Consider the following 25009-nt stretch of genomic DNA (forward strand, 5'->3'; position numbering starts at 1 on the left):
CTCGCCGTGTGCTGTACTTCCTCCAGCGCCTGCCTGATAATTCATGCTTATACGAACAATTGAGAGGCAAGCCATGCTGGAAAATCACCCACCGCGCGCTGATATTCGTCTGGAAAATGTACTAGCGGCATTGGGCAATCCGATGCGTATGACGGTAGTCAGTATTCTGGCGGATGGCGGTGAACATACCTGCGGGTCGCTGCTGAAAGGCGTATCGAAATCCACCTTGACCCATCACTGGCGCGTGCTGCGCGAGGGCGGCATTATCTGGCAGAAACCGTCCGGCCGCGAAAACCTGCTGTCGCTGCGACGCGACGATCTCGATGCGCGTTTTCCCGGTTTACTGGATTCGTTATTGAGTGCCACTGAGCAAGATGCGCTCACCACCGCCACGCTGAATGAGTTCCACGTTAAATAACCCGCGCGCGGCCCGCCAGCGTAGCCACCACCATCTGCAACGCCGCAATCACTAATAGCAACATTAGCGGCCACTGCCAGCTGCCGCTGACGTCATGCAGCAGGCCAAAGCACAACGGCCCGAGCGCCGCCAATCCATAACCGACGCATTGCGCCATGCCCGATAATTTCGCGGCCTGCAGATGATCACCGGTGCGCAGATTAAACAGCGTCAGGCAAATCACCATTGACGCTCCCGCCCCCAGCCCCGCCAGAATCAGCCACAGTAGCGCGTAGTTCGGCGCAAGCAGCAACCCTGCTACGGCCGCAAAGATTGCCAGTGACGCGAGAAAACCGATTACGCGCTGATCGCGCATTCTCTTCAAGGCGCTCATGCAGGCCAGATTCGAAACGATCGCCACTATCTGATACACAAACAGCATGCCGCCGGCTTCCAGTTGACTGATGCCGCTGTCTTGCGCGAAAGGGGTGAACCAGCCAATTAAGGTGTAAAACACCAGCGACTGGCAAGCCATAAACAGGGAAACCTGCCAGCCTAATGCGGCGCGCCAGGGCGATCGCGGGAGAGTGGCGCTGGCTGTACCTTTTTTCTGAGTGGCGGGCTTTTTCAAATACGGCAGCCAGGCGAGCAGCGCGACTATCGCCGGAATCAGCCATACCGCCAGCGAAAGACGCCAGCCTGCGCTGCTCAACTCTGCCAGCGGCACGACAACGCCAGACGCGATACTGGCGGTAATCGCCATGGTCATTGCATACAGCCCAATATAACGCGCGGTATGCTCGGTGAAATCACGCTTAATTAGCGGCGGCAGAAGCACATTGGCGGCAGCAATACCGGAGCTGAGAATTACGGTGCCGGCCCACAGGGCATTTTCACTGCCGCTAATGCGCAGCACCGATCCCAGCGTAATCAGCAGCAACGCGCCCCATAAACTGCGCTCCAGACCAAAACGATTGCCGAACCACGCAGCCGGTGGCGCTAAGGTGGCAAACATCAGCAGCGGTAAGAAGTTAATCACCCCCGCCGCGCTGGCGCTCAGGCCAAACGTCAGACGAATATTTTCCAGCACCGGACCGACCGCCGTAATCGGCGTGCGCAAATTGGCCGCCGTCAGCAGCAGCAAAAACAGGAAAAAACCAGAACGACGTAGGGCAGGATTCGCAGATAAAGCGGTATGGGTCATATTTTCGCACCATAACAATGAGGCAGACCAGGTCTGCATATGGTGCGTTGGTTGACGTTAACGCTTACGCAGCGGCGGCAGGCCGCTGAAAGGAGGGCAATATTAACCAGTGAAGTGGCGGATGTACAGCCAAGAAACCTAACGCTAGATAATCTGTAATTTGACACTTACCTTGCGCCATCCGCTATCCGCGTCCACCTTTAGTATTTCCCCCTTTTCCACAAATGGACGAACAATGCTCTGGTTTTGGAACACGCTTATTCTGTTAGCGACCGTGGTGGTGATGGAAATCGTCGCGGCGCTCTCGCATAAATACATCATGCACGGTTGGGGATGGGGTTGGCATGAATCACACCACGAACCGCACAGCGGTAAGTTTGAGCTTAACGATCTCTACGCAGTGGTATTTGCGGTGCTGGCGATTGTGCTGATTTATGTCGGTGTGCAGGGCTTGTGGCCACTTCAGTGGATTGGCGCTGGGATGACCACTTACGGCGCGCTCTATTTCATGGTGCACGATGGTCTGGTACATCAACGCTGGCCGTTTCGCTACATCCCGCGCAAAGGCTATCTCAAGCGCCTGTACATGGCGCACCGCATGCATCATGCGGTACGTGGACGTGAAGGCTGCGTATCATTTGGCTTCCTGTATGCGCCGTCGCTCAGCAAGCTGCAGGCCACGCTGCGCCAGCGCCACGGACGCAAACTCAACGAGGACGTTGCCACAAATCAGCCGGACGCGGCTCAGAACGAGCCACGCGTGAAGTAATGGCGGAACCCGCACCTTTCACCAGCAGCGCCAGTTTCTCCGCCCGGCTGGTGCGCTGCCGAGCATCCCACGCATGTGCACCGGCCTGCTGAACTTTTACCCCAATTTCGCGATAAACGCCGTGTGCGGTGGCAATGGCCCACGCCGAACGCAGCGGCAAACCCGGCAAGCCGGATCGTGCCGAATGATAGTAAGGTTCCGCTTCCGCCACTAAGCGCGCTGCCAGCAATGCCAGCGCGGTACGATGTTGCGGATCGCCAAGCGTTTCGGCACGTAATCCAGCCTGCTCGAGCCAGGTTTGCGGCAGATAGCAGCGGCCGTTTTGCGCATCTTCCACGATATCACGAGCAATGTTAGTCAGCTGAAATGCCAGCCCTAAATCGCAGGCGTGATCCAGCACCGCTTCATCGCGAACGCCCATCACGCGGGCCATCATCAAGCCGACGACGCCCGCGACGTGGTAGCAGTAGCGTAGCGTGTCATCGAAGGTTGCGTAGTGTTCATCGCGGGCATCCATGGCGAAACCCTCCAGATGATCAAACGCCAGCTGCTGAGGCAACTGGTGGATGATCGCCACCTCCTGAAAAGCCTTAAACGCCGGTTCATCCATGTGGGCACCGCTGTAGGCGCGACGCGTTTCAATCTGCAGATGGTGCATGCGTGCCTGCGCATCCTCCACCGCGTGTTGCGTGCCCCCTTCGCCTAGCGTTTGTCCATCAATCACATCATCGCAGTGGCGGCACCACGCATACAGCATCAGCGTGCTGCGGCGCGTTGGTGCATCGAATAATTTAGCGGCGGTGGCGAAACTCTTCGAACCTACCGCCATGGTTTGCGTGACTTGCTCAAGGAGTGGCTGACGGTTCATTGGTGGCGATCCTTCAGCATTAGCTGGGCGGTGGCCTTGGCCGATCCAATCACACCCGGCACGCCCGCGCCGGGATGCGTGCCCGCGCCAACTAAATAAAGATTGCTGATATCAGCATCACGATTGTGCGGACGGAACCAGGCGCTTTGCGTCAAAATCGGTTCCAGCGAAAACGCCGAACCGTGATGGGCATGCAGCGTGTCGCGAAAATCAAACGGGGTAAACATGCGGTGTGTCACCAATTGCTGACGTAGTCCCGGCATATAGTGCTGCTCCAGATAAGCAAAAATTCGATCGCGCAAGCGCGGTCCTTCCTGTTGCCAGTCGATGTCAGCGGTGCCGAGATGCGGCACCGGCGCTAACACATAAAAGCTGCCGCAGCCCGGCGGTGCCAGCGAAGGATCGCTGCTGCAGGGCGCGTGTAAATAGAGCGAAAAATCCTCTGCCAGCTCGCTGCTGTTAAAAATTTCATCGATCAACTCGCGGTAGCGCGGACCAAAACACACCGTGTGATGTGCGAGCTGCGTATGGGGCTGATTCAGGCCAAAATAGAGTACAAACAGCGAGTTGCTCATACGCTTACGCTTCAGCGAGGTCGCCCGCTTGCGGGCGTGCGGATGCTGGCGCAGCAGCGTGTCGTAGGTATGGACCACATCGGCATTTGAGGCCACGGCGGCGGCGGCGAAACGTCTGCCATCCTTGAGCTCAACACCGCTAATCCGGTCACCTGTGGTTTCAAGCTGGCTGACTTCGGCATTCAGCAGCAGTTCGCCGCCGAGATCTTCAAACAGTCGCGCCATGCCTTTGACCAGCGCGCCGGTGCCTCCGCGCGGAAACCACACGCCCCATTCACGCTCGAGCGCATGGATTAAGGTATAGATCGACGAGGTTGCAAAAGGATTACCGCCGACCAGCAATGAGTGAAAGGAAAACGCCTGGCGCAGGTGATCGTCCTGAATAAATTTCGCTACCATGCTGTAAACGCTGCGCCAGGCCTGCAAACGACCCAGCTGCGGGGCGACGCGCAGCATGTCGCGAATATGCAAAAACGGCACCGTGCCGAGTTTCAGATAACCCTCTTTAAACACCTCGCGCGAATAGGCGAGAAACTGGCGATAGCCAGCGACATCCTGCGGGTTGAACGTGGCAATCTGCTGCTCGAGCAGCGGCTGATTGTTATCGTAATCGAGTTGTTTACCATCTTCCCAGCACAGGCGATAGAACGGTGTCACCGGCATCAGTTCGACGTAATCACTGAGCGATTTTCCTGCTAGCGTGAACAACTCTTCAATGGCGCTGGGATCGGTGATCACCGTTGGCCCGGCATCGAAGGTAAAACCTTCATCCTCAAACACATAAGCGCGTCCGCCCGGTTTATCGCGCTGCTCCAGCAAGGTTGTCGGCACGCCCGCGGCTTGCAGGCGAATCGCCAGCGCCAGGCCACCAAAGCCTGCGCCAATCACGTAAGTGCGTTTCATTTTTTCTTCCCTGTATTACCTGAAGTCATCAATAGCGCGCGCAGCGCTTCGCCGATGGGCACCGGCGGTTTGCCGGATAAAATTCGTGCTTTGTCGCGCAGGCGCAGTCGCCCGGCGTAAAAGCGGCTAATCAGTCCGGCGTCGAGCCGGTAGAAACGTTGCATCACGCGCCAGCGCTGCTCGGGACGTCCGGCGAGAAACAGCATGCGATTCAGCAGGCGGAAAAAGCGCTGATCGCGCCACTGCTGACGCGCAAAGCGTTCGATCTGCTGGCTGATCGTGCTGGCGTCGCCGGGCAAGCTGCGGGCAACCCGCTCTGCCAGCGCGACGGCTGACGGCAATGAATAGCCAGTGGTGGCGTGAAATAATCCGGCACGCAGCCCGCTGCTAGGCTGGTCGCGCTGTTGCTGCCAAAACCGATCGATATCACCGCTTAAGGTAATGGGTAACACGCCATGCTCTTCACGCAGCAGCATGCTGAGCTTCCAGCCTTGCTGCGCGGCATAGTCGGCGAGGTGTTGGCGTACACTGTTTTCGTCCAGCGTGGGTTGATTAACGTAGTAGGTGTCTTCAATCAATAGGCGGTCGGCGCTGAGCGGCAGCGTGTAGACGAAACGGTAGCCCGCTTGCTGGTCGACGGTGGCATCCATCAATATTGGCTGCTGCAAACCATGCGGCTGTGCCAGCTGCCACTCTTGTCCGACAAACACCTGATAACCCAGCTGAAGATGCGGCGTTGACTGCAAGCCGCGACCATCGATCACCACCTGCGCATGAAGTTCGCGGCCATCTGCCAGCGTCACCTGCGTAGGTGAAACCACGCTTACCGGCGCGTTACACCACAGATCGTCGCCGATGACGTCTTTCAGCTGGCGAGCAAAATCGCTTGAGAAAATCGAACAATACTCACCGTGCAATGTACGACGCAGCGCGGGAAAACGGACCTGATAACCTGGCCAGCGCACGGAAATTAGCGGTTCCAGCCAACTCAGCTGTTCAGCAGTGAGATCGCTGCGATGAAAGGACCAGGTATGATTTCCCGCCGGATGCGCGTTGCTCTCCAGTAGCAGGCAAGTCAATTGCGGTTGCAGTTGGCGCAGGCGCAGCGCAATCAGGCCATTCGCCAGTCCGGCACCGACCAGAATCACATCGTACTGGGCGTGCATTAGGTGGCCTCCGCGAGCACAACTTGTTGCTGGCATAACGCTTGCTCGACGATATCCGCCGCACGCTGACAGCCGCCTGCGCGCTGCAGCTGCGCCTGAATCGCGGACATGCGTAGCACATAGCGCTCGTCGTTTAGCAGCTGGTGTAAATGACGTTCCAGTTGCGGGACGCGGCTGAAACGTGAAGCGCGGCGGCCCACGCCGTGCCACTCAATGCGCGCCGCCACGCCGGGCTGGTCAAAGGCTATCGGCAGCGCCAGCATTGGCGTGCCGCACTCAAGTGCTTCCAGCGCGCTATTCAAGCCAGCGTGGGTGATAAACAGCTGCGCATGCTGCAATGCCGCGCGCTGATCAACGAAATCGGTCACCCACGCGGCACCGGTCAGCTCAAGTTGGTGCACCTGATGCGCATTCAGGCCGCTGCAATGGGCGATCACCAGCGACAGCCGCTGCTGACGGCACGCCTGTGCCAGACGCAGAAACAGCCGCATACGGTGGCCCTGCAGCGTACCAAGCGAGGCATACACCACCGGCTGGCGTAGCGCTGGCCAGGGCGCATTGAGCGGCGCAGGCGAAATCGGGGCGCGCAGCGGGCCCACCGCATGAAAACAGGCTGGCAAATGTTGACGCGGAAAATCAAACGCGGGCACCATCTGGCTGATTTGCGCCAGCGGCGACAGGCACTGATGCAAACCGCTGCGCTCGGTTAAGTTAAACGCGCGTGCATGTTTGCGGATCACCTCGCCGTGACGCCGCATAATACGATCATAGATATCGCTGCTGGCCTGGAAACGTTTCAGCGCTTTCTCGTCCTGGGCAAAGCGAAAGGGCATGACCGCCAGTGGAATGCCGGCTTCACGATTGACCGGCAACGCGCAGGCCACCGATACAAACGGCAGACGTAAAGCCTCCGCGACCAAACCTCCCGCCGCCTCCATTTCATCCGCGATCACACCATCAATCTTTAATGCCTTTAATACCGCCGGAAGCTCGCGGCACAACATGTCGGTAGTGTTGGCAAGATCCCTGATCACGCGAAACAGCGATAAGCCGCCCGGCGACGCCAGGCGATGCAACACCGGCGCCAGCGATCCGGCAGGATGCGTCTGCTGCCCGACGGCAACAAAATCAATACGTTCGTCGCTGAGCAAGGTGCGCGCATCGGCTTGTTGAATAAACGTGATGCGATGGCCGCGCGCCAGCAACGTTTGTGCCAGCGCCTGCAAGGCGTGAAAGTGGCTGTAAAGCGGCGGCGCAATCACCGCAAAGTGGCCCACGGGCGGAGCCGCGCTCAGTTGAACATCGCCAGCTGTTGATTAAACAGGGCGTGCATATATTGGCGAGTGGCGATGCCGCGATGGCAGGCGCTGGCGAGATGCGCATCAGCGCTGCGCAGGTGATCGCGCAGGCGACGTTCCGCACCATCAGCACCAAGCATTTGTACGAGGGTGGATTTGCCCTGATCCTGATTCACATCTTTTCCAGTGTGTTTGCAGCCATCGGTGAGATCGTCGAGCAACTGAAAAGCTTGACCCAAATCCTGAGCGATGAGGCTGAGACGTTGCCGCACCTGCGGCGCAGCATCAGCGGCAATCGCCGCCATTTGCAGCGTGGCGCGAAACAGCACGCTGGTCTTCAATTCGTTGGTTAGCGCGATGGCTTCCGGGCTGCGGCTCTGCGCGCCTTCATGCAGATCCTGAAATTGCCCTTGCACCAATCCTTGCAGGCCAACGGCGGAGGAGAGTTCAGCAATCGCCTCGGATTTGTGCTGCGCGAGCAAACCGGGTGCAATCGCAATCACTTCAAAAGCGCGGCTAAGCAGGGCGACGGCCGCCAGAATCGCCACGTTTTCACCAAATTCGCGATGCACGGTGGGGCGACCACGCCGCATCTGCGCGTTATCCATTGATGGAATATCATCAAGAATCAGCGATGCTGCGTGCACCATCTCTACCGCGCAGGCGAGATCGAGAAGACCATGTTGAGTCAGCTCGCACCCCATGTCGCGCGCGGCCAGCATCAGTAATAAAGGTCGAATGCGTTTGCCCTGCGCCAAAGTCCCGGCCCGCATGGCGGCACGCACGCGATCGGTAGGCTGACCCGCAGGCAGCAAATGCTCAAGATGTGCCTGTAAATTTTGCTGCAGCTGAAGAAGTTCGCTTTCCTGATGTGCTGTGGTATCGACATGGGCGGTCATCGTGGCTATCCATGGTTGGTGAAATTTTTATGCTTTTTGATTAACCGTAGACTGCGTAAGGTGAGTTCGCCAGCGGGCGCCACGTGGTCGAAAGATTTAGAACGCCCCAAGGGTAGGATTGACTTAAATCTGAGCTGCTTCACGTTATGATCGGTATCGATTATTTTCGTTTATTTCGAATATTGTTTTTTTCGTTTGTTTCGATTACTATTCGCTCATTAAAACCCGTGTTAATCACTCACTGCTAGTTGGAAAACTTATGAAAAACTCAATTCTGGATAACGTGAGCCTCCCGGCTCCGAAGGAGATTGAGGCTGCTTTGCGTGGGCAGAGGGATCTCGCGACTTATCTTTCCACCAAACTGGAAACGCAAAAAATATCCATTCAGGATGTGCATAACGAGACACATTACATCGAACTTCCTACGTCGGCGCTAACGCTGCTGATGTCGGTGTTGGGTGAATTGGCTGTAGGAAATGCAGTTCAGGTGGTTCCTGTACACGCTGAATTAACAACGCAGGAAGCGGCGAATATTTTAAACGTTTCACGTCCACATCTGGTGAAGCTATTAGAAGAAGGTCAGATTCCATACCATAAAACAGGTCGCCATCGTCGCGTACTCTTCGCTGATCTTATGAATTTCAAAGAAAAACGCGCCCAAGAGAGCAATGATGCAATGCAAGCGTTGGCTGACCAGGGCCAGGAACTTAATTTTTACTAATGAACCATTCACCTTTTGCCGTCGTGTTGGATGCATGTGTTTTATATCCATCCACGTTGCGTGATGTATTGATTCGTCTTGGTTTGACGGGGCTTTACCAACCGAAATGGACCTCAATTATTCAGAATGAATGGCAGCGTAATTTACGCGCAAATCGACCTGAAATAACTTATGAGCAGCTTGCTCGTACTGAGGCGTTGATGAATAAAGCGCTTCCGGATGCCATGGTATCTGGATTTGAGCCGCTAATTCCAGGCATCACACTGCCCGATCCGAATGACCGCCATGTGGTAGCGACCGCTATCAGGTGTAAGGCTGAAATCATTGTCACGATAAATTTAAAAGATTTTCCAGCAGATTTGATGACAGAATTTCACATTGAAGCCCTTCATCCTGACGAGTTTATAATGGATCTTTTCGACTTAAATCAGGCGTTGGTATTGCAAGCAGTGAATGCTCAGCGCGCATGCTTTAAAAATCCTGAAATGTGTGTGAGCGATTATCTTGGTTCTCTTTTACGACAAGGTTTACCTATGACAGTAAGTGCTTTAGACAAGTTTCGCTTTCTAATTTAACCTCGTTGATTTTGTATTTTTATTAATATTTGGGGCTGTTGCCATAAAATTAAGCAAGATTTCGAGCAGGAAAACCTTGTGCGCTACCTAAACCATGGATACTAACTGTCATTTTTCTCATTCCACGCGATTTATCATTTCCCCTTTTCAGTGTGATCGTATTAGCGAAAAAAGTAACAGCTGCGCCGTAACATAAATAACTCCGTTAGGCTGGTGGCAAATAAATACACCTAATGGAAAATATAATGACAACTTCACAACCTGCTATTTTGATAATTCAGCCGCTGATGCCACAGCTGGATGAAAAGCTAACCCAGCATTTTCACTGCTATCGTTTATATGAACAGCCCGATCCGGCGGTATTTATTGCGCGGCACGGCACAGCGATTAAGGCGATTGTCACGCGTGGCGACGTTGGGGTTGAGACTGCACTGCTGGAGCAGCTGCCAGAGTGTAAAGCGATTGCGGTATTTGGCGTGGGTACCGATCGTATCGACCTTAATTATGCTGCGGCGCATGATATTCAGATCAGTATTACGCGCGATATCCTCACCGATGACGTTGCGGATTTAGCTCTGACTTTGACGCTGGCATTTTCTCGCAATCTGGTGGCTTACCATCAATTTGCGCAGTCGGGTGCCTGGGAAAACAATGCGGTAGCGCTCTCCAGTCGCGCCAGCGGGAAAAGAATCGGTATTGCTGGCTTGGGTGCAATTGGATTAGCCATTGCCCGCCGAGCCGAAGCCTTTGGCATGCAGGTGGCTTATACCGCGCGCACGGCGAAAGAGGTAAGTTATAAGCGTTGCGACAACATTGAGCAGCTGGCAGCATTTAGCGATTTTCTGGTGCTGGCGTTGCCGGGCAGCGCGGAAAACCTGCAATTAGTCGATGCAAAAGTACTGACAGCGCTGGGTAGAGAGGGCGTGCTGATCAATATCGCGCGCGGCACGGTCATCAATGAAGCGGACCTGATCGCTGCCTTACAGCAGGGAACCATTAAAGGTGCGGCGTTGGATGTCTATCCGCAAGAACCGATTATTAATCCGGCGCTGCGTCAATTGGATAATGTGCTATTAACTCCCCATATTGCCAGCGCAACCCATGAAACACGTGCGCAAATGACCAATAATGTACTGGAGAATTTGCTGGCCTATTTCGCTGATGGGAAGATTCTGACAGCGGTATAATTATGATGTCGGTATTCAGATGAAATTCTTATAACCTGAGCCACAATCCTTATTAAGATATCGCAAATCTCATCTGTTTGGGCTGTTATGCTATTGGTACTTTATTCAGGAGCCCATTATGACAGCACAAAAAATTGCAATTATTGGCGGCGGCGTTATCGGTTTAGCGGTGGCGCGCGCTTTAGCCTTGCAGGGCATTGAAGTCACAATATTCGAACAGCAGCATATCGGTGCAGGAACCAGCAGCACCACGTTCGCCTGGGTTAACTCCAACGGCAAACAGCCGCACAGTTATCACCAGCTTAATGCGCTATCAATGGAAGAGCACCGCAAACTGCAACAGGCGCAGCCGAACGGTTTGCGCTGGCTGGAGACCGGCGGCACCTGGGAGTGGGCCGCGCAGGGCGATGCGCAGCAGCGCTTACTGCAGCGCGCAACGTCGCTGCAGTCGCTTGGCTATGCGGCGCGTGAAGCTTCGCCAGCTGATGTGCTGCGCGATATTCCTGAGCTGCGCGCGCAAGCGATTAGCGGCAGCGTGTGGCATTTCCCCAGCGAATCGGTGTTGCATCCCGCAATTTATCTGGCGCGTTTATGGTCAGAGGCTAAAGCGCATGGCGCGGTGCTGTATCAGCAACAGCGCATCATCAGCATCAGCGAGAGTGCTACGCAAGTTACCCTCCAACTTGAAAACGGCGAGCAGTGGCAGGGCGATCGTCTGGTGCTGGCCACCGGGCGTTGGGCCAATCAGCTGTTGAATTCACTTGGCCTCAATCTGGCGCTGCTGGATACCAGCAAACCCAACGCGGTGGCCTGCAGCTTCCTGGTGCGTACCGCGCCGCAACCGCTGTCGCTGCACGCCAATCTTATCTCGCCGCAACTTAACGTGCGCCCGGATGGCGGCGGACGTTTGCTGCTGCAAGCGCTCGAGCTGGATCATCTGGCCGATTCCGCCGCACCACCATCCCTCCACAGCGATATCGCCGGGCAGTTCCGCGAACGTTATCACGCGTTGTTTGACAATGCTGGCGAGTTGCAGATTGAACAGATCGTGGTGGGGCAACGTGCGCGACCTGCAGATGGTTTGCCCGCGCTGGGTTATGTGACGCCGCATCAGCGCGTGTATGTGGCGGTGACGCACAGCGGAATCACGCTTTCGCCGCTGATTGGCAAGCTGGTGGCTGAGGAGTTGGTCAAGGATGTGGCGAGTGAATTACTGAGTGACTTCCGCCCGCAGCGTCTGTTGGGGAAAAGTGTGGAAGAATTCGCACCGATCAAACGGAATTTCCCGGCGGCACAGTAAAGCCATTTTCTTTTAAAATGATATTTTTATGCCAATTTTGTGTGGCTGAACGCGTTAAGTTGTTACTAATATGTTATTGGTAATGACATTAACTTCTCTTTTAACGCACACGGAGCAAGCATGAAAATTGGCATTGTGGGTTACGGCACCGGCGGCAAAAATTTCCACGCCCCCTTTATCACGGCAGCAAAAGGGCTTGAGCTGGCGGGGATTGTCGCCCGCGCACCGGCAACCATTGCGAAAGTGAAAGCGGATTTCCCCGATGTGCCGATTTACGCCAGCCTGACCGAAATGCTGGCAGCGGGGGTAGATATCGTCACCATCACTACGCCGCCGCAAACCCGCCGAGAGTTGGTGCTGGAAGCGATCGATGCAGGCGTGGCGGTGATTGCCGATAAACCCTTTGCGCCGGATGCCAAAACCGGCCGTGAGCTGGCTGCGGCGGCGCAGGAGAAAGGCGTGGTGCTAGGGGTTTATCACAACCGTCGCTTTGATGCAGATATCCAGACGCTGAAGAAACTGATCGAGCAGCAACGCCTGGGCAAAGTATGGCGTTTGCATAATCGTATGGATCTCGACGAACCGGAAACGCTGGAAGGCGGCCCCAACGGCGGTTTGCTGCGTGATATGGGAAGTCATCTGGTCGATCAGGCGTTATGGCTGCTGGGCCCGGTTAGCAGCGTGTACGCACAACTGGACATTATTGAGGTGGATGAAGGTCCAACCGACGCCAGCTTCTTCATCACACTCACGCATAAAAATGGCAGCCATTCCTATGTTTCATCCAGCAAGGTGAATCATCTTGTAGCGCGTGAGTTGCGCGTTTACGGCGAGAAGGGCAGCTATCTTTCTCAAGGCACCGATGTACAGGCGCAGGCGATTTTTGCCGGTAAGCGCCCAGCGGATGATTTGGCCAACTGGGGCTTCGAGCAACGCGACCGTTGGGGCACTTTACACCACGCAGAGGGCGACGAAGCTGTGCCGTCGGAGCAGGGCGCCTATCACGCCTACTATGAAGCCTTTGCCGAAGCGGTGCGCAACGGTAACGAACCGCCGGTGACCGCCAAACAAGCCATTGACGTATTGGCGGTACTGGATGCCGCCTTTATCAGCTCGCGGGAAAATCGCGTGGTGACCATCGATTAACCTGATATTCGGTTCATCGGTCGCCATGAATGGCATAATGCCGATTAGTTCAGCGCTGAGCGACTTTCGTTCGCCATCGACTGGAGTAGTTTCAGCTATGTCGTGCGGCGACCGAGCAGAGGTCGCCTGGCCGCGCCCTCTGCACTCCCCGGCCCTGCGCCAGCCCATCCCGCCGCTTCGCGGTGCCTTCGATCCCTCGCGATTCCTGACGGACCGGCGGCGATTCGCTCCTGCTCAGCGCCGCCTCTCGCCGCATCCCTGCGGCTCGCCCTGGAATCCCTCACTCGCTCAGCGGGCTGGGATGTCGCCTCAACACCCGCGCTGCAGCATCAATGCGTTTTTCTAAATCACCATCGGTATAACGCCTGTAGGGTCGCCATTCATGGCGACCAGGTAACTTTATATGCAGCAGGCAGATCAATCAGCACGCCTATTCTCCTCGCCTGTTAGAATGACCGTCGTTCAGAAGTAAAACGATGAGGTTTAGTTGTGTCGACGTTAGTGTTTAGAGAAGCGAAGCGGGCAGATGTGGATCGTTGTTACGCGATTGAAATTGAAGCCTATGAAGGTGATGAGGCGGCAACGCCCGAGAAAATAGCTACCCGCATCGCGCAATATCCACAGGGCTTTTTGTGCCTGGAAGCAGACGGTGAAGTCATCGGTTTTATCAATGCGGGTTGTGCGTGGGACGTGGTGATGTCGGATGAGGATTTCAAAGAGCTTATCGGCCACGATCCTGCGGCACCCAATGCGGTGATTATGTCAGTAGTGCTCGATCCTGCTTTCCAGGGCAAAGGCTATGCGTCGCTGCTGATGCGCCAGTTTATTGAGCGCATGAAGCTGATGAACAAGCAAACCATTCACCTCATGTGTAAAACCCAGCACGTTGAGCTGTATAAAAAGTGGGGATATCAATACATCAAACCGTCCGAGTCCGATCATGGCGGAATGGAGTGGCACGAGATGCTAATGACGCTGTAATTATTCCAGTGCGCACCCGGCTAAACCGTCAGGTGCGTCATACGTGCCAAGTTTGATGCGCAAAATGCGCATCTAGGCCGCGACACCTTTCGGTTGGTCCGACATATGTCCCGCCCATAAACTCGCCACCCATTTCACGCCTTTAGCGGTGAAACGTGCCTGCGAAAACGCATGCTGATTTTCGCCGCGGCCGGATCGCAGCGTAAAATAACCCGCCTGCATATGATGCTGCTGTGGTGCCAGCGTGCCTTTTTCACGGTACATAATGTTGCGCGCTAAGAGAAATTCACGAAACTCCGTTTCCTTCACTTTCAGCATTTTGCACAACTGACGAAAGCCGAGCGAGTCTTCAACTTCGACAAAGCGGTCAAAGAATTCAGCCTTAGGCGTAGATAACGCAAGTTGCTGTTCGGCAGCGCGACGCTGTTCAAACTGTTCCGCCCAGGCGCGGGCCGCTTCGGCCGGATTGGTGAAATCGGGCAGATGAGTAAATTGTTCACGCTGCTGCCAAAGATCGAGTATTTCCGCAGTAAAACCGGGCGAGAGTCGCGCCACGGCTAACAATGAGTCCCGCTTATTGAGCTGCAACTCCTGCCGCATTTCACCCAGATGCTCATAATGATTAACCGTCAGCGGCTGGGAAAGACGCTGGGCGGTTTCCAGGCTTTTAATCAGGCGTTTCACTTCACCGTGTGTGATGCCTATGACCCTGGCAATTTCACGACTGCCCATCAACAAGGATGTATTCAAAGCAGACAGACTTTCGGTTGAGATCATCATCATTATCACCTCTTGCAGACTCACTTAGCCCTTTGGCTGTTGAATTAGTATACGCATTACTGTTTATATATCCAGTATTAATTTTAACCGTTCTTGTAAGATGTTCGGCTTTGCGTAACGTTTCACAAACCAGGGGCGCGGCGACCCCACAGTTCTACGTATTCTCTTAAAGTGACGCTTAACCCGTTTATTAAATTGTCGTTCCGGGTGCTGTTTGTTAATTTTGTCTCAATTTTCCGGGCTTTTATCAGCTATCTACGACCCTTTGCCGTAGGGCTGATGCACGCCTTTTTTTAACAGCAATGATTAAGTCACTAGCGGCCGTGCTGCTGGAGAAACCATGAAAAAGAATAAATTCAAAACCCATCTGGTCTCATTAGGTTTACTGGCAGAGAAAAAGCTTACCAAACGCAGAACGCTACCTGACTACAATCCGGCTGCGGAGCAGGATATCAATTTGCTGCCGCGCCAGACGGCACCTGCCGCCATACCGCGTCAGATTTGGATGTATTGGGAAAGTGAAACGTTGCCGGCGGAAGTGCAGATTTTTGTCGATAAAATCGTGCGCGAAAATCCCGGCTATCAGGTTACGGTGATTAATAACCTGAATATTCAGGACTACCTGCCGGGTTTACACTTCGTGCATCAGGATATGCGACCTTCACACAAAAGTGATGTCATCAGGCTGGAACTGCTGCATCGCTACGGCGGGATCTGGATGGATGCCACCATTATTCTCAATCGCACCATGGATGAGTTGCTGGCGGTGAACAGCGCGGATCGTTATGACCTGATCGCGTTTTATCGCGACAGCTCCACGCTGGATAAAGCCTATCCGGTGATTGAATCCTGGTTTCTTGCCGCGCCGAAAAATAACGCCTTTATAGCGCGCTGGCTGCACTTCTTCCGCCCGATTGTGGAAGTCGGTGCCGATGAGTTTTTCCGTCGTCTGCTCGCGCTGCCTGATTACGAAACCATTGTGCAGGGCATTACGCCGCCCGATTATCTGGTGGTGTATATCGCACAGCAGCAGGCGTTACGCGAAAACAATCAATACAACTTCTATCTGCGGAAATGCGAAGCCAGCGCGTTGCTTTATCAGAGCCTGGTGGAGTGGCGTCCGGTTAAATTGAGCCGCATGTTGATGGTGGATCGTTTGCCTGCGGTGCTGCCGCCGCTGACCAAATTGACGGGGTTTGATCGTAAATATCTCGACACTAACCTGAAATATGGCGTGGTGAACAAAGATAGCTTGCTGGGACAGATCTTGTTGACCCGCCAGCAGGGCGCTCGCCCGCAAACACCGATTCCGGCGCTGACGGGCAAGGCGTAGTCGATTAGGGTTTGATCAGCTGTTGCAGTGCCGTGGCGCTGTTTTCATCGTCCGGCACATACACCAACAGTCGATCGCCGTTGCGCGACGCCGACCACCAGTTATTTTGCCGCAGCGTGAGTTCACCCACTTCCGCGCGGTAGAAACGTTTCACCCGGTTCTCCACCTGGCCCAATTCATAGCGCTGCCAGGTGTGGGCAAACTCATCTGAGCTATTCAATAAGCGGGCAAGATAGCTTTCCCAGTGTGGATCGCCAAGGTGCTCGCCCATCTGCCCACGAAACATCGCCACCATTTGCGGCATCACTTCATCCCAGTCACTAATGACGTTACGCCATATCGGATGGTTGAACGCCAGCCAGATGCAGTTGCGATCTTCCGGCGCGATTTCGGCCAGGTCGACGCCCATCAGCGCACACCATGCAGCGTTGTAGCCAAGGATATCGAAGCGCGGCGTCTCAATAATGGCGGGCAACTGGATGGCGTCGAGCATTTGCTGATTATGTGCGGCGATTTTGCAGCAGGCTGCCGCAACGCGCACCGACGGCAACGAATGCCCGGCGAGCGAAAACAGGTGCTGGGTTTCCACATCATTGCACTGCAACGCGGCTGCAATCGCCGTCAGGGTTTTCGGCGAGGCCTTAATATCCCGCCCCTGTTCCAGCCACGTATACCAGGTGACGCCAACATCCGCTAACTGCGCGACCTCTTCACGTCGCAAACCTGGCGTGCGGCGATGGCGCATGCGCGGCAAACCTAGACGATTAGGGTCAAGGTTTTCGCGCCGCGTGCGCAGAAAAGTCCCCAGTAATTTGCGGTTGTTATGTTCGGCGCTAACAGGCGCGGATGCCAGGCTCATAAACAGATCCTTAGACGAAGCGGGTAGTATTTATACCATGATAAACAAGAACTGGTACCCGTTTAACGGTTAGGTGATGCTATGTGGTATAGCAACCAAAAACAAGGGTAAAACCGATGCAAACATCGCAACTACAACGCACAGGATTGATGGTCCTGCTTGCCGGGCAACTGCTGCCCATGATCGATTTTTCAATTGTTAACGTGGCGTTGGACGCGATGGCCCACACGCTACAGGCCACTGCGATTGAGCTGGCGTTAATCGTTGCGGTATACGGCATTGCCTTTGCCATCTGTCTGGCAATGGGCGGACGTCTGGGTGATAACTACGGACGCCGTCGCGTATTCCTCGCGGGAGTATGGATCTTTGGTATTGCATCTTTATTATGCGGCATCGCTAACAGCGTCAGTCTGTTGATGTTTGCCCGTGCGCTACAGGGCGTGGGCGCAGCCTTTATCGTGCCGCAAATCCTCGCTACGCTGCACATCACGCTAAAGGGCAGAGCGCACGCGCGCGCAATCGGGTTGTACGGTGGGATTGGCGGACTGGCATTTATCATCGGTCAGGTGCTGGGCGGTTTTCTTATCAAAGCCGACATTGGCGGTTACGGCTGGCGCAGCGTGTTCCTGATTAATCTGCCGATCTGCCTGTTTGTGTTGATCACCGCGCGCCGCTTTGTGCCGGAAACCCAGAACACCCAGCGAGTGCCGGTAGATGTTAGCGGCACATTGCTGCTGGCGGGCGCGATTGGTTGTCTGATGCTGGCCCTGGCGCTGGGTCCGCTGCTGCACTGGTCGTGGCCGTGCATTTTGCTGCTGGTACTGTTCCCGCTGTTTCTGCATCGTCTGCGCCAGAGTTCGCTGCGCCTGGAAGCGGCACAAGGAGCGCCGCTGCTGCCACCTTCTTTGCTGCGTCTGCCAAGCGTGCGTTTTGGTTTAACCCTGGCGGTGCTGTTCTTCTCCTGCTGGAGCGGCTTTATGTTCTCAGTGGCGTTGACGTTGCAGGCCGGATTAGGGCTGACGGCGTTCCAGTCGGGTAACGCGTTTATTGCGCTTGGCGTAGCGTATTTTATTGGCGCGATGCAATCGACGCGTGTCGTCGAGCGTTTGGGCAAGCGTGCAACCTTGTTGATGGGCTGCGGCATTCAGATGGTTGGCCTGCTGGTGCTGATCGCTACGCTACAACTCGCCTGGCCGCAGGTCGGCATTTTCACGCTGATTCCCGCCACGGTGCTGATTGGTTTTGGCCAGTCGTTTATCGTCAGTACCTTCTATCGCATCGGCATGAGCGGCGTGCCGCATCACCAGGCGGGTGCCGGCAGCGCGGTGCTTTCTACCGTCCAGCAATCGGCGCTGGGTTTAGGTCCGATGCTGCTCGGCGGGGTCTTCACGCAGATCTACGCGCACGGTAATCATCTGACGGCGATTACCGGCACGCTCGGCGTAGAACTGGGGATGATGGCGCTGCTGGTGATTTTCACCAGCCTTAATCGCCGCACTTTTCAGCCGGTAACGGCGGAAGGGTAAAGGTATTTTGCACTCACCTAAGTTCTGGTCGCCATAAATGGCGATCCTACCGAGTCAGCACCCGTATGTTGTAGGGTGCGCATTTATGCGCACCTGGAAACGATAAAATTAAGACTCACCTAATCTCAGTCCGGTCTCCGCATCAAACAAATGAATCTTCTCGGCGTTAAAGCCCAGCATAATGCTGTCGCCGCTCACCGCTGCATGGCGACCGGCGATCTGCATATGCAACGCCTGACCGTGCCATTCAAGATGCAACAAGGTTGATTCACCGGTGATCTCCACCACTTTCACCTGCGCCGCTGCGTTGCTGCGGGTTTCCAGCAAATCGTGTGGACGCACGCCGAGCGTCACTGCTGCGCCTGCACGCTCGCGCGCCGCCGCTTGCCAGCGCGTGGGCAGCGGTTGCCACAGATCCTGGCACTGCACGCCGGGCACGCCATCACGCGTGATCAGCTGCGCCGGTAATAGGTTCATTGGCGGTGAGCCGATAAAGCGCGCAACAAAGGTATCGGCCGGACGATCGTAAATCGCCAGCGGCGCGCCTTGCTGCACAATGCGGCCATCCTTCATCACCACGATTTGGTCGGCGAGCGTCATCGCCTCCACCTGGTCGTGCGTCACGTAAACCATGGTGGTTTTGAAACGCTGATGCAGCGATTTGATCTCGGCGCGCAGCTCCATGCGCAGCTGGGCATCAAGGTTCGATAGTGGTTCATCGAACAGAAACACTTTGGGATTCCGCACCATCGCGCGGCCCATCGCGACACGCTGGCGCTGCCCGCCTGATAAGGCGCGAGGATAGCGCTGCAGCAGCTTGTCGATGCCGAGAATCCCGGCGATGCGCGCAATTTTGCTCTGCTGCTCCTCGCGCTTCACTTTCTTCACCTGCATATGAAACGCGAGGTTTTCCGCTACCGTTAAGTGCGGATAGAGCGCATAGCTCTGAAAGACCATGGCGATATCGCGATCGGCCGGATCGCGATCGTTGATCTGCACCTTATCCATCAAAATCGCGCCGTCCGACAGGCTTTCCAGCCCGGCCAGCAGACGTAACAGCGTGGATTTGCCACAGCCGGATGGGCCGAACAAAACGGTAAAACTGCCGTCAGGAATGGTGAGATCGAGCGGATGCAGCACCGACTGTTTTGCGTAGCGTTTGGCCACTTTTACGAGTTCAACACTGGCCATAAATTAACACTCCTGAGAAAGTTGCAGTTGATGCCAGTCGGGATAGCGACGCGGCAGTGTGCTGATGGCCAGCGACGCCACCGCAATGCCCCATTGCAAAGCCGTATTAAGATCTTGCTGATGCAGCAGGGCGGTGAGAAATCCGGCATTAAAGCTGTCGCCTGCACCGATGGTATCCACCACCGTCACCGCACGCGCAGGCTGACTCACGGCACGTTCAGTTTGCCAGCAGCTGGCCCCCTGCGGGCCGCATTTCACCACGCAGCCGCCGCGTCCGCTCAGCTGCTGCGCCAGCCATTGCGCACTTTGCGTCAGATTCTCTGCCGCCGCCAATCCGCGTGTTTCCACTTCATTGAGCAGCAGCCAGTCGCACAGCGGCAGCCACTGCATCACCTGCTGGCGCACCTCGTCGCTCCAGCCTTGCGGTGGCCAACCGGTATCAACGGCGGTGATAAAGCCGCGTTGCTGCAGTTCGCCAAGCAGCGCGGGATATTCGTCATACAAGTGCAGACACAAGAAGGTACCGCACAGCAGCACGATATCGCCGTCAGCCGCGGTAGTGGGCAGCTGATCCAGCACATCCTGCGCGCTGAGTTTCACGATATGCCCGAGATTGCTGAGGAAAGAGCGTTCATGATCCGAATGCGTGACGCCAACCGTGAGTGAGGTTTCACAGCTGTAGCGCGTCCAGTGCGCGGCGCTGTGGGGAAAATGGCTCGCCAGCCAGGCGCTTAGGCCATCGTTGCCCTGATTGGCCACCGCGCGATGGCGCACCTGCATCGCTTCCAGTGCCAGCGCGCAGTTGCCGGCCGATCCGCCAGGGCGCAGCTCGCTGTGATTGAGCATCACTTCGGTGCCGCGCTGCGGCCAGCTATCCAGCGTGCCCATGATCAAATCGACATTAATGTTACCCACCACGTAGAGCGTGGCGGTGAGTTTATGTTCCATCATCCTTTACTCCCGCCACTGGCAAGGCCGCTGACCAGCGTCTTTTGCAGCCAGATGGCAATAAACAGCGGTGGCACAGAGGCCAGAATGCCAACGGCGGCGATCAAGCCGTCATCGGTGGCGCGACCGGCAGTGAATCCGGCAATGGTGACCGGCAAGGTTTGTGCTGCGATGTTGCTGGTGAACAGCAGCGCGTAGAAAAATTCGTCCCACGCCAGCAGCCAGCCAAACAGCGCCGCGGCGCCCAGCACCGGCTTGGCCAGCGGTAGCGTGATGCGCAGCAGAACCTGCCAGACGCGCAAACCATCCAGCCGTGCCGCCTGCTCAATATCCTGCGGCAGCGTATCGAACTGGTTTTTCAGCATCCAGGTCAGGAACGGCAGAATCAGCGAGCAGTAAACGATGATCAGCCCAGGCCGCGTGTTCAACAGATCAAACTGCTGTAACAGGAAGTAGAGCGGCAACACAAACGCCACCGGTGGCACCATATAGATAGCCAGCGAAGCGAACAGCCAGCCGTCGCGACCGCGATAACGTGAGAAGCTGAACGCTGCCGGAATGGCCAGCAACAAGCAGATCAGGGTCGCGCCGGTGGCCACCAGCAAACTGTTCCCCAGCGCATGCAGGAACAGCACGCCAGGCTGGCCAGGTTCCAGCGACAGCAGTTTGCCGTAGCGGGTGAAATCCCACTGGCGCGGCAGCCACTCCAGCGGCACGCGGGTAAGATCGCTGGCGGCGCTGACGCTCATCAAAAACAGCCAACCCATTGGCGCCAGCACTGAAAACGCCACCAGCAGTGCGGCAGCATATTTGCCGACATGACGTAATTTAAGCTTCATGCGCGCTTCCTTTGCGGCGCTGCCGCCACAGTAACAGCATGTAAAGCGTGATCAGCACCGCGCACAGCAAGGTCATCAACATCGCATAGGCCGCACCGCTGCCGGCACGCAGATAGCTGAATGACTCCTGATAAACGTAGAAACTGAGGGTTTTGGTGCTATCAACCGGGCCGCCACGCGTCATCACATAAATGATGTCGAAGATTTTGAAGGCGTCGATGGTACGTAGCACCAATGCCACGCTGAGCGGACCGACAATCGCCGGGAAGGTGATGGCACGAAAACGGCGCCATGCCGATGCCCCATCCAGCCGCGCGGCTTCGAACAGGTCGTCCGGTATGGATTGCAGCGCTGCCAGTACCAGCAAGGTCACCAGCGGATAGTTTTTCCAGATATCGGCAAACATCACTGCATTGAGCGCCGAATCGGGCGAGCCCAGCCAGCTGCGATAGCCGTCAATGACGCCGAGTTGCGTCAGCAGGGCGTTGATACTGCCGTAATCTGGGTTGAAATTCAGGCGCCACATCATGGCGTTAACGATGGTTGGCAGTGCCCACGGCAGAATCACCAGCACGCGCAGCACGTTGCGTCCGGCGAATTTCTGATTCAGCAACAGTGCCACCAGCACGCCAATCACCCCCTCAATCGCCACCGACACCACGGTGAAATAGAGCGTGCGCCACAGTGAACTGCGAAAATCTTCATCGGTAATGGCGAACAGGTAGTTTTCCAGACCAATCCAGCCCGGCGCATCACCGCTGCCAATTAAGGCCGCATCGGTGAAGCTCAGCCAGATGGTGCGTAACAGCGGCCATGCGGTGAGTAACAGCATCACCAACAGCATGGGTGCCAGCAGCACCCATGCCTGCCGTTGTTCGCGTTGACGCAAACTCAGCATTGTTGCCCCTTAGCGCAGACGCGCCGCACTCTTATCTACCGCCTGCAGCGCGGCATCTGGCGTCGCGCTGCCGACCAGCACCTGCTGCAACTGCTGCTGCAGGGTATTGGAGAGGCGTGAATAATCGGCGGTTTCCGGACGCGACAGCATCACGTTGAGCGACTTATCCGCGGCGGCGATCAGGCTTTCCTGATTTTTCAGCACCGCCGGATCCTGATACGAACTTTTCCAGATGGGCAGACTCAGCGTGGCGTATTTGTTCTGCACCGGCTGTGAGGTCATGTAGCTAATGTATTGCCATGCCTGATCTGCATGTGTGCTGCCTTTGGTGATGCCGAGGCCCATCGAACCGTTTACCGCACCAAATTTGCCTGGCGCGTCGCCCGGCGCTGGAACGATACCCACCTGGCCGGCGACCTTACTCTGTTTCGGATCGTTGGCCATGTTGTACATGTAGGTCCAGTTGAGCGCGAAGGCCGCATCACCGTTGGAGAAGGCTTTACGCACGTCCTCTTCCAGATACTCGCGCGAGGCCGGATTGCTCAAGCCTTCATCCAGCGAGCTTTTCATCAGCTTGACCGCTTGCAGCGAGGCAGGTGAGGAAAAATCGAGTTTGTCGTTGTTATAGAATTTGCCGCCGAAGCCGGATACCAACGTGGTGTAATCACACACCAGCGCTTCTGCCTGCGACCAGCTCCACACCAGCGGATATTTGACGATATTTTTCTGCTTGATGATGCGCGCATCGTCCATCACCTGCTGCCAGGTTTGTGGCGGCGTGGTGATACCGGCTTTTTCCAGCATCGCTTTGTTGTAATAGAGATATTTGGTATCAAGGATCCACGGCATGCCGAGGGTTTTACCTTTGAACTGCACGGTGTTCATCGCGCCAGGAAAAATCTGCCCTTTTTCGTCGGCACTGATACGGCTGCTAACATCCTGCAGCAGATCAAACTTGGTGAATTCCGCCGGCCAGATGGCGTCAAACAGCACCACATCGTAGCCGTTACCGCCTGCACCACGCGCTGCGACAATTTTGTCGTGCAGGGCTTCGTACGGCACAAACTCAAGATTAACCTGCACGTCCGGGTGCGCTTTCTGAAACTCCTGCGTCATCGCGCGAATATCATTTTCGCTGTACGCCGCCTGCGTCATAAACAGCGCATTTAACGTGGTTGCCGCCGCCGCGCTGCCAACGCTGGCTAACAGAACCGCTGCAAAACAACCTTTTATGACTGGATTGAATCGGATTTTCATGGTGTTTCCGCCTTGAAGCTAATGGAAAGCAATTTATTAAATCAATTTGATGGATTTAATAATGCGCACAGGTTGTCAGATTGCTGCAGCTGACATCGGGTAGCTAAAGCAATTGACGTGCCAGGGCATAAATCTCGAATGCCGCTGGACACTTTTTGGCACAGATTTTTGTGGCTGTCAGGTAAACAGGTTGTAAATTGTGTGGCCGATCATAGATATTCAGGCGGGTATAAATGAGGGCAAGCCTAAGAGGTCGCAATAACTCTTTTCAGGATGCATGGTTTTGGTGCAGATGCATTGTGCATTGCGACATTAACGCGCATGGCACAATGGCAAAATAACGTCATAAGGCCAGATGGACCCCTTTCGCTTATCACCGCACCAGGTCATTTCGTATAAAGGGTTAACGATAGGTCATGGTAAATGACGCCGTGGCGCTCACCGAGCCTGACTGGGCATTCGCTGAGGTCATGTAATATGCGGCTTTAAAGGGAATATGAACGACCTCCCCTGGCGAGGTTGTCGTGCCGTACTTAATGAGCCTGCCGAATTGAACGGGCATATCGTTATATTTCAGCTGAATGCCCAGACCTTTTGCTGTCGAGCTGCTGTTTAACCCCAATACTCCGTTGGCAGGATCGGCAAGCGGGCTGACGTTATCCAGCGTCACATTTACTGCGGTCTGTTCACTGCAGATAAGCGGTATGGAAAACGTCACCGGATTTTGGGTGCTGCCCACGCCGTTAAACTTCGGCAACAGCGCAATCCCCATATTAATATTCAAATTTTTATCTTCTATCTGACAGGATGCGGTGCTGATATTCATCGGCGAAAATATATATTTATAAAGCGGCAGGCGTGTAATGTTATTACTGACCGGCGTGCTGTATTCCATATTTAGCGTCAGCGCGGGTATTGAGCCCGTCGCCGGGGTGGTGCTAGTTTTGATCAGCTCAAAGGTATCCGTGAACGTTGATACGCCATTCTGGAGGATCCCTCGCCTCCAGCTCGCGTTATTAAGGTTCATTCGTGAGACAAACTCGCTGGTTCCCGTGGTGCTGGAAAAGTTCTTCCAGCGGATGCCAATGCCCTGAACCTCTGTCGCCCGCACGTTGGCCAGCGGCGAGGTGCCATAATCCGCATTCGACCCAGAGAGCTGAATAAACCACGAGCCATCGTAGCCAATTACCTGTCCCTCAGGATCACATTGCATGGGATTACTGGTGGTTATGGTTGCTAATACTGTCCCAACGGGCGCATCCCGCTGAACAACAATATTGTTATCAAAGTTGATCGATACGTCGTTTGCAGAACACAGCGCAAAGGCATTTAGAGAGATAGCGCTACCCATAGCAGCCGTCGAAATTTTAAATACATTGGACATCTTAT

The 25009-nt window shown here is 55.4% G+C and carries 24 protein-coding genes; 10 read left to right on the forward strand and 14 right to left on the reverse strand.

Annotated features, from left to right (window positions below):
- Nucleotides 1-73: 73 nt before the first annotated feature.
- Nucleotides 74-418, forward strand: a complete 345-nt coding sequence (locus WH298_RS22865) for an ArsR/SmtB family transcription factor (protein WP_007889758.1) — start codon at nucleotides 74-76, stop codon at nucleotides 416-418.
- Here the strand turns inward: WH298_RS22865 and WH298_RS22870 are convergent.
- Nucleotides 411-1601, reverse strand: a complete 1191-nt coding sequence (locus WH298_RS22870) for a CynX/NimT family MFS transporter (protein WP_180824180.1) — start codon at nucleotides 1599-1601, stop codon at nucleotides 411-413. The two genes, WH298_RS22865 and WH298_RS22870, sit on opposite strands and share 8 nt — an antisense overlap.
- 235 nt (nucleotides 1602-1836) lie before the next feature.
- Between WH298_RS22870 and WH298_RS22875 the strand changes: the two genes are divergently transcribed.
- Nucleotides 1837-2370, forward strand: coding sequence for a sterol desaturase family protein (locus tag WH298_RS22875; protein WP_180824181.1), 534 nt, complete (start codon nucleotides 1837-1839; stop codon nucleotides 2368-2370).
- Here the strand turns inward: WH298_RS22875 and crtB are convergent.
- Genes crtB through WH298_RS22900 form a run of 5 tightly spaced genes read right to left on the reverse strand, consistent with a single transcriptional unit; the run spans nucleotide 2309 to nucleotide 8079 of the window.
- Nucleotides 2309-3238, reverse strand: coding sequence for a 15-cis-phytoene synthase CrtB (crtB, locus tag WH298_RS22880; protein ID WP_180824182.1), 930 nt, complete (start codon nucleotides 3236-3238; stop codon nucleotides 2309-2311). The genes WH298_RS22875 and crtB overlap by 62 nt on opposite strands.
- A complete protein-coding gene (locus tag WH298_RS22885) occupies nucleotides 3235-4716 on the reverse strand; it encodes a phytoene desaturase (RefSeq protein WP_180824183.1) in 1482 nt (493 codons plus the stop codon). The genes crtB and WH298_RS22885 overlap by 4 nt, the downstream gene beginning before the upstream one ends.
- On the reverse strand, nucleotides 4713-5882 hold the full coding sequence (gene crtY, locus WH298_RS22890) for a lycopene beta-cyclase CrtY (RefSeq protein ID WP_180824184.1): 1170 nt from the start codon (nucleotides 5880-5882) through the stop codon (nucleotides 4713-4715). Before crtY ends, WH298_RS22885 begins: the two co-directional genes overlap by 4 nt.
- On the reverse strand, nucleotides 5882-7159 hold the full coding sequence (locus tag WH298_RS22895) for a glycosyltransferase (RefSeq protein WP_180824185.1): 1278 nt from the start codon (nucleotides 7157-7159) through the stop codon (nucleotides 5882-5884). The genes crtY and WH298_RS22895 overlap by 1 nt, the downstream gene beginning before the upstream one ends.
- 14 nt (nucleotides 7160-7173) lie before the next feature.
- The gene (locus WH298_RS22900) at nucleotides 7174-8079 is read right to left on the reverse strand and encodes a polyprenyl synthetase family protein (protein WP_049853044.1); all 906 of its coding nucleotides are present in this window, start codon (nucleotides 8077-8079) and stop codon (nucleotides 7174-7176) included.
- A gap of 259 nt (nucleotides 8080-8338) precedes the next feature.
- Here WH298_RS22900 and WH298_RS22905 point away from each other — a divergent pair, with 259 nt between their 5' ends.
- From WH298_RS22905 to WH298_RS22930, 6 genes are all read left to right on the forward strand, one after another.
- Nucleotides 8339-8800, forward strand: a complete 462-nt coding sequence (locus WH298_RS22905) for a helix-turn-helix domain-containing protein (RefSeq protein WP_007889732.1) — start codon at nucleotides 8339-8341, stop codon at nucleotides 8798-8800.
- A complete protein-coding gene (locus WH298_RS22910) occupies nucleotides 8800-9375 on the forward strand; it encodes a PIN domain-containing protein (protein ID WP_180824186.1) in 576 nt (191 codons plus the stop codon). Before WH298_RS22905 ends, WH298_RS22910 begins: the two co-directional genes overlap by 1 nt.
- A gap of 245 nt (nucleotides 9376-9620) precedes the next feature.
- On the forward strand, nucleotides 9621-10562 hold the full coding sequence (locus WH298_RS22915) for a 2-hydroxyacid dehydrogenase (RefSeq protein ID WP_180824187.1): 942 nt from the start codon (nucleotides 9621-9623) through the stop codon (nucleotides 10560-10562).
- Between the two features lie 118 nt (nucleotides 10563-10680).
- Nucleotides 10681-11862: an NAD(P)/FAD-dependent oxidoreductase gene (locus tag WH298_RS22920; protein WP_180824188.1), complete on the forward strand. Its 1182-nt coding sequence runs from the start codon at nucleotides 10681-10683 to the stop codon at nucleotides 11860-11862.
- 120 nt (nucleotides 11863-11982) lie between these two features.
- Nucleotides 11983-13008 carry a Gfo/Idh/MocA family protein gene (locus WH298_RS22925; protein WP_007889722.1) on the forward strand — a complete coding sequence of 342 codons (1026 nt, stop codon included), beginning with the start codon at nucleotides 11983-11985 and terminating at the stop codon, nucleotides 13006-13008.
- Between the two features lie 489 nt (nucleotides 13009-13497).
- The gene (locus WH298_RS22930; RefSeq protein WP_180824189.1) at nucleotides 13498-13989 is read left to right on the forward strand and encodes a GNAT family N-acetyltransferase; all 492 of its coding nucleotides are present in this window, start codon (nucleotides 13498-13500) and stop codon (nucleotides 13987-13989) included.
- Between the two features lie 72 nt (nucleotides 13990-14061).
- Here WH298_RS22930 and WH298_RS22935 read toward each other — a convergent pair whose 3' ends face one another.
- The gene (locus tag WH298_RS22935) at nucleotides 14062-14769 is read right to left on the reverse strand and encodes a phage antirepressor KilAC domain-containing protein (protein WP_180824190.1); all 708 of its coding nucleotides are present in this window, start codon (nucleotides 14767-14769) and stop codon (nucleotides 14062-14064) included.
- Nucleotides 14770-15109: 340 nt separating this feature from the next.
- Between WH298_RS22935 and WH298_RS22940 the strand changes: the two genes are divergently transcribed.
- Entirely contained in the window at nucleotides 15110-16102 is a 993-nt protein-coding gene (locus WH298_RS22940) for a glycosyltransferase family 32 protein (protein WP_180824191.1), read from the forward strand.
- A gap of 4 nt (nucleotides 16103-16106) precedes the next feature.
- Here the strand turns inward: WH298_RS22940 and WH298_RS22945 are convergent, their stop codons facing one another.
- On the reverse strand, nucleotides 16107-16961 hold the full coding sequence (locus WH298_RS22945; protein WP_180824192.1) for a helix-turn-helix transcriptional regulator: 855 nt from the start codon (nucleotides 16959-16961) through the stop codon (nucleotides 16107-16109).
- 116 nt (nucleotides 16962-17077) lie between these two features.
- Here WH298_RS22945 and WH298_RS22950 point away from each other — a divergent pair, with 116 nt between their 5' ends.
- Nucleotides 17078-18487 (forward strand): MFS transporter, encoded by a 1410-nt coding sequence (locus WH298_RS22950; RefSeq protein ID WP_049851195.1) that lies wholly within the window; start codon nucleotides 17078-17080, stop codon nucleotides 18485-18487.
- 108 nt (nucleotides 18488-18595) lie between these two features.
- Here the strand turns inward: WH298_RS22950 and WH298_RS22955 are convergent, their stop codons facing one another.
- The 6 genes from WH298_RS22955 to WH298_RS22980 form a co-directional block, all read right to left on the reverse strand.
- Complete coding sequence (locus WH298_RS22955) at nucleotides 18596-19678, reverse strand: ABC transporter ATP-binding protein (RefSeq protein ID WP_180824193.1); 1083 nt, start codon at nucleotides 19676-19678, stop codon at nucleotides 18596-18598.
- Between the two features lie 3 nt (nucleotides 19679-19681).
- Nucleotides 19682-20626, reverse strand: coding sequence for a carbohydrate kinase family protein (locus tag WH298_RS22960; protein WP_180824315.1), 945 nt, complete (start codon nucleotides 20624-20626; stop codon nucleotides 19682-19684).
- Complete coding sequence (locus tag WH298_RS22965; RefSeq protein WP_007891180.1) at nucleotides 20626-21465, reverse strand: carbohydrate ABC transporter permease; 840 nt, start codon at nucleotides 21463-21465, stop codon at nucleotides 20626-20628. The genes WH298_RS22960 and WH298_RS22965 overlap by 1 nt, the downstream gene beginning before the upstream one ends.
- Nucleotides 21455-22363: a carbohydrate ABC transporter permease gene (locus WH298_RS22970; RefSeq protein WP_007891182.1), complete on the reverse strand. Its 909-nt coding sequence runs from the start codon at nucleotides 22361-22363 to the stop codon at nucleotides 21455-21457. The genes WH298_RS22965 and WH298_RS22970 overlap by 11 nt, the downstream gene beginning before the upstream one ends.
- A 9-nt stretch (nucleotides 22364-22372) precedes the next feature.
- On the reverse strand, nucleotides 22373-23620 hold the full coding sequence (locus WH298_RS22975) for an extracellular solute-binding protein (protein WP_007891184.1): 1248 nt from the start codon (nucleotides 23618-23620) through the stop codon (nucleotides 22373-22375).
- 403 nt (nucleotides 23621-24023) lie between these two features.
- The gene (locus WH298_RS22980) at nucleotides 24024-25004 is read right to left on the reverse strand and encodes a fimbrial protein (RefSeq protein ID WP_238344512.1); all 981 of its coding nucleotides are present in this window, start codon (nucleotides 25002-25004) and stop codon (nucleotides 24024-24026) included.
- Between the last annotated feature and the right edge of the window lie 5 nt (nucleotides 25005-25009).

Origin of the sequence: Pantoea nemavictus, from assembly GCF_037479095.1 — a bacterium.
GTDB lineage: Bacteria > Pseudomonadota > Gammaproteobacteria > Enterobacterales > Enterobacteriaceae > Pantoea > Pantoea nemavictus.

Excerpts from the sequence above, each read along its gene's own strand:
- WH298_RS22915 (WP_180824187.1), top strand. The coding sequence starts at position 9,621 with ATGACAACTTCACAACCTGCTATTTTGATAATTCAGCCGCTGATGCCA.
- WH298_RS22875 (WP_180824181.1), top strand. The coding sequence starts at position 1,837 with ATGCTCTGGTTTTGGAACACGCTTATTCTGTTAGCGACCGTGGTGGTG.
- WH298_RS22870 (WP_180824180.1), bottom strand. The coding sequence starts at position 1,601 with ATGACCCATACCGCTTTATCTGCGAATCCTGCCCTACGTCGTTCTGGT.
- WH298_RS22910 (WP_180824186.1), top strand. The coding sequence starts at position 8,800 with ATGAACCATTCACCTTTTGCCGTCGTGTTGGATGCATGTGTTTTATAT.
- WH298_RS22955 (WP_180824193.1), bottom strand. The coding sequence starts at position 19,678 with ATGGCCAGTGTTGAACTCGTAAAAGTGGCCAAACGCTACGCAAAACAG.
- WH298_RS22950 (WP_049851195.1), top strand. The coding sequence starts at position 17,078 with ATGCAAACATCGCAACTACAACGCACAGGATTGATGGTCCTGCTTGCC.
- WH298_RS22940 (WP_180824191.1), top strand. The coding sequence starts at position 15,110 with ATGAAAAAGAATAAATTCAAAACCCATCTGGTCTCATTAGGTTTACTG.
- crtY (WP_180824184.1), bottom strand. The coding sequence starts at position 5,882 with ATGCACGCCCAGTACGATGTGATTCTGGTCGGTGCCGGACTGGCGAAT.
- WH298_RS22900 (WP_049853044.1), bottom strand. The coding sequence starts at position 8,079 with ATGACCGCCCATGTCGATACCACAGCACATCAGGAAAGCGAACTTCTT.
- crtB (WP_180824182.1), bottom strand. The coding sequence starts at position 3,238 with ATGAACCGTCAGCCACTCCTTGAGCAAGTCACGCAAACCATGGCGGTA.
- WH298_RS22935 (WP_180824190.1), bottom strand. The coding sequence starts at position 14,769 with ATGATGATCTCAACCGAAAGTCTGTCTGCTTTGAATACATCCTTGTTG.
- WH298_RS22865 (WP_007889758.1), top strand. The coding sequence starts at position 74 with ATGCTGGAAAATCACCCACCGCGCGCTGATATTCGTCTGGAAAATGTA.
- WH298_RS22925 (WP_007889722.1), top strand. The coding sequence starts at position 11,983 with ATGAAAATTGGCATTGTGGGTTACGGCACCGGCGGCAAAAATTTCCAC.
- WH298_RS22980 (WP_238344512.1), bottom strand. The coding sequence starts at position 25,004 with ATGTCCAATGTATTTAAAATTTCGACGGCTGCTATGGGTAGCGCTATC.
- WH298_RS22945 (WP_180824192.1), bottom strand. The coding sequence starts at position 16,961 with ATGAGCCTGGCATCCGCGCCTGTTAGCGCCGAACATAACAACCGCAAA.
- WH298_RS22960 (WP_180824315.1), bottom strand. The coding sequence starts at position 20,626 with ATGGAACATAAACTCACCGCCACGCTCTACGTGGTGGGTAACATTAAT.
- WH298_RS22975 (WP_007891184.1), bottom strand. The coding sequence starts at position 23,620 with ATGAAAATCCGATTCAATCCAGTCATAAAAGGTTGTTTTGCAGCGGTT.
- WH298_RS22970 (WP_007891182.1), bottom strand. The coding sequence starts at position 22,363 with ATGCTGAGTTTGCGTCAACGCGAACAACGGCAGGCATGGGTGCTGCTG.
- WH298_RS22965 (WP_007891180.1), bottom strand. The coding sequence starts at position 21,465 with ATGAAGCTTAAATTACGTCATGTCGGCAAATATGCTGCCGCACTGCTG.
- WH298_RS22920 (WP_180824188.1), top strand. The coding sequence starts at position 10,681 with ATGACAGCACAAAAAATTGCAATTATTGGCGGCGGCGTTATCGGTTTA.
- WH298_RS22905 (WP_007889732.1), top strand. The coding sequence starts at position 8,339 with ATGAAAAACTCAATTCTGGATAACGTGAGCCTCCCGGCTCCGAAGGAG.
- WH298_RS22885 (WP_180824183.1), bottom strand. The coding sequence starts at position 4,716 with ATGAAACGCACTTACGTGATTGGCGCAGGCTTTGGTGGCCTGGCGCTG.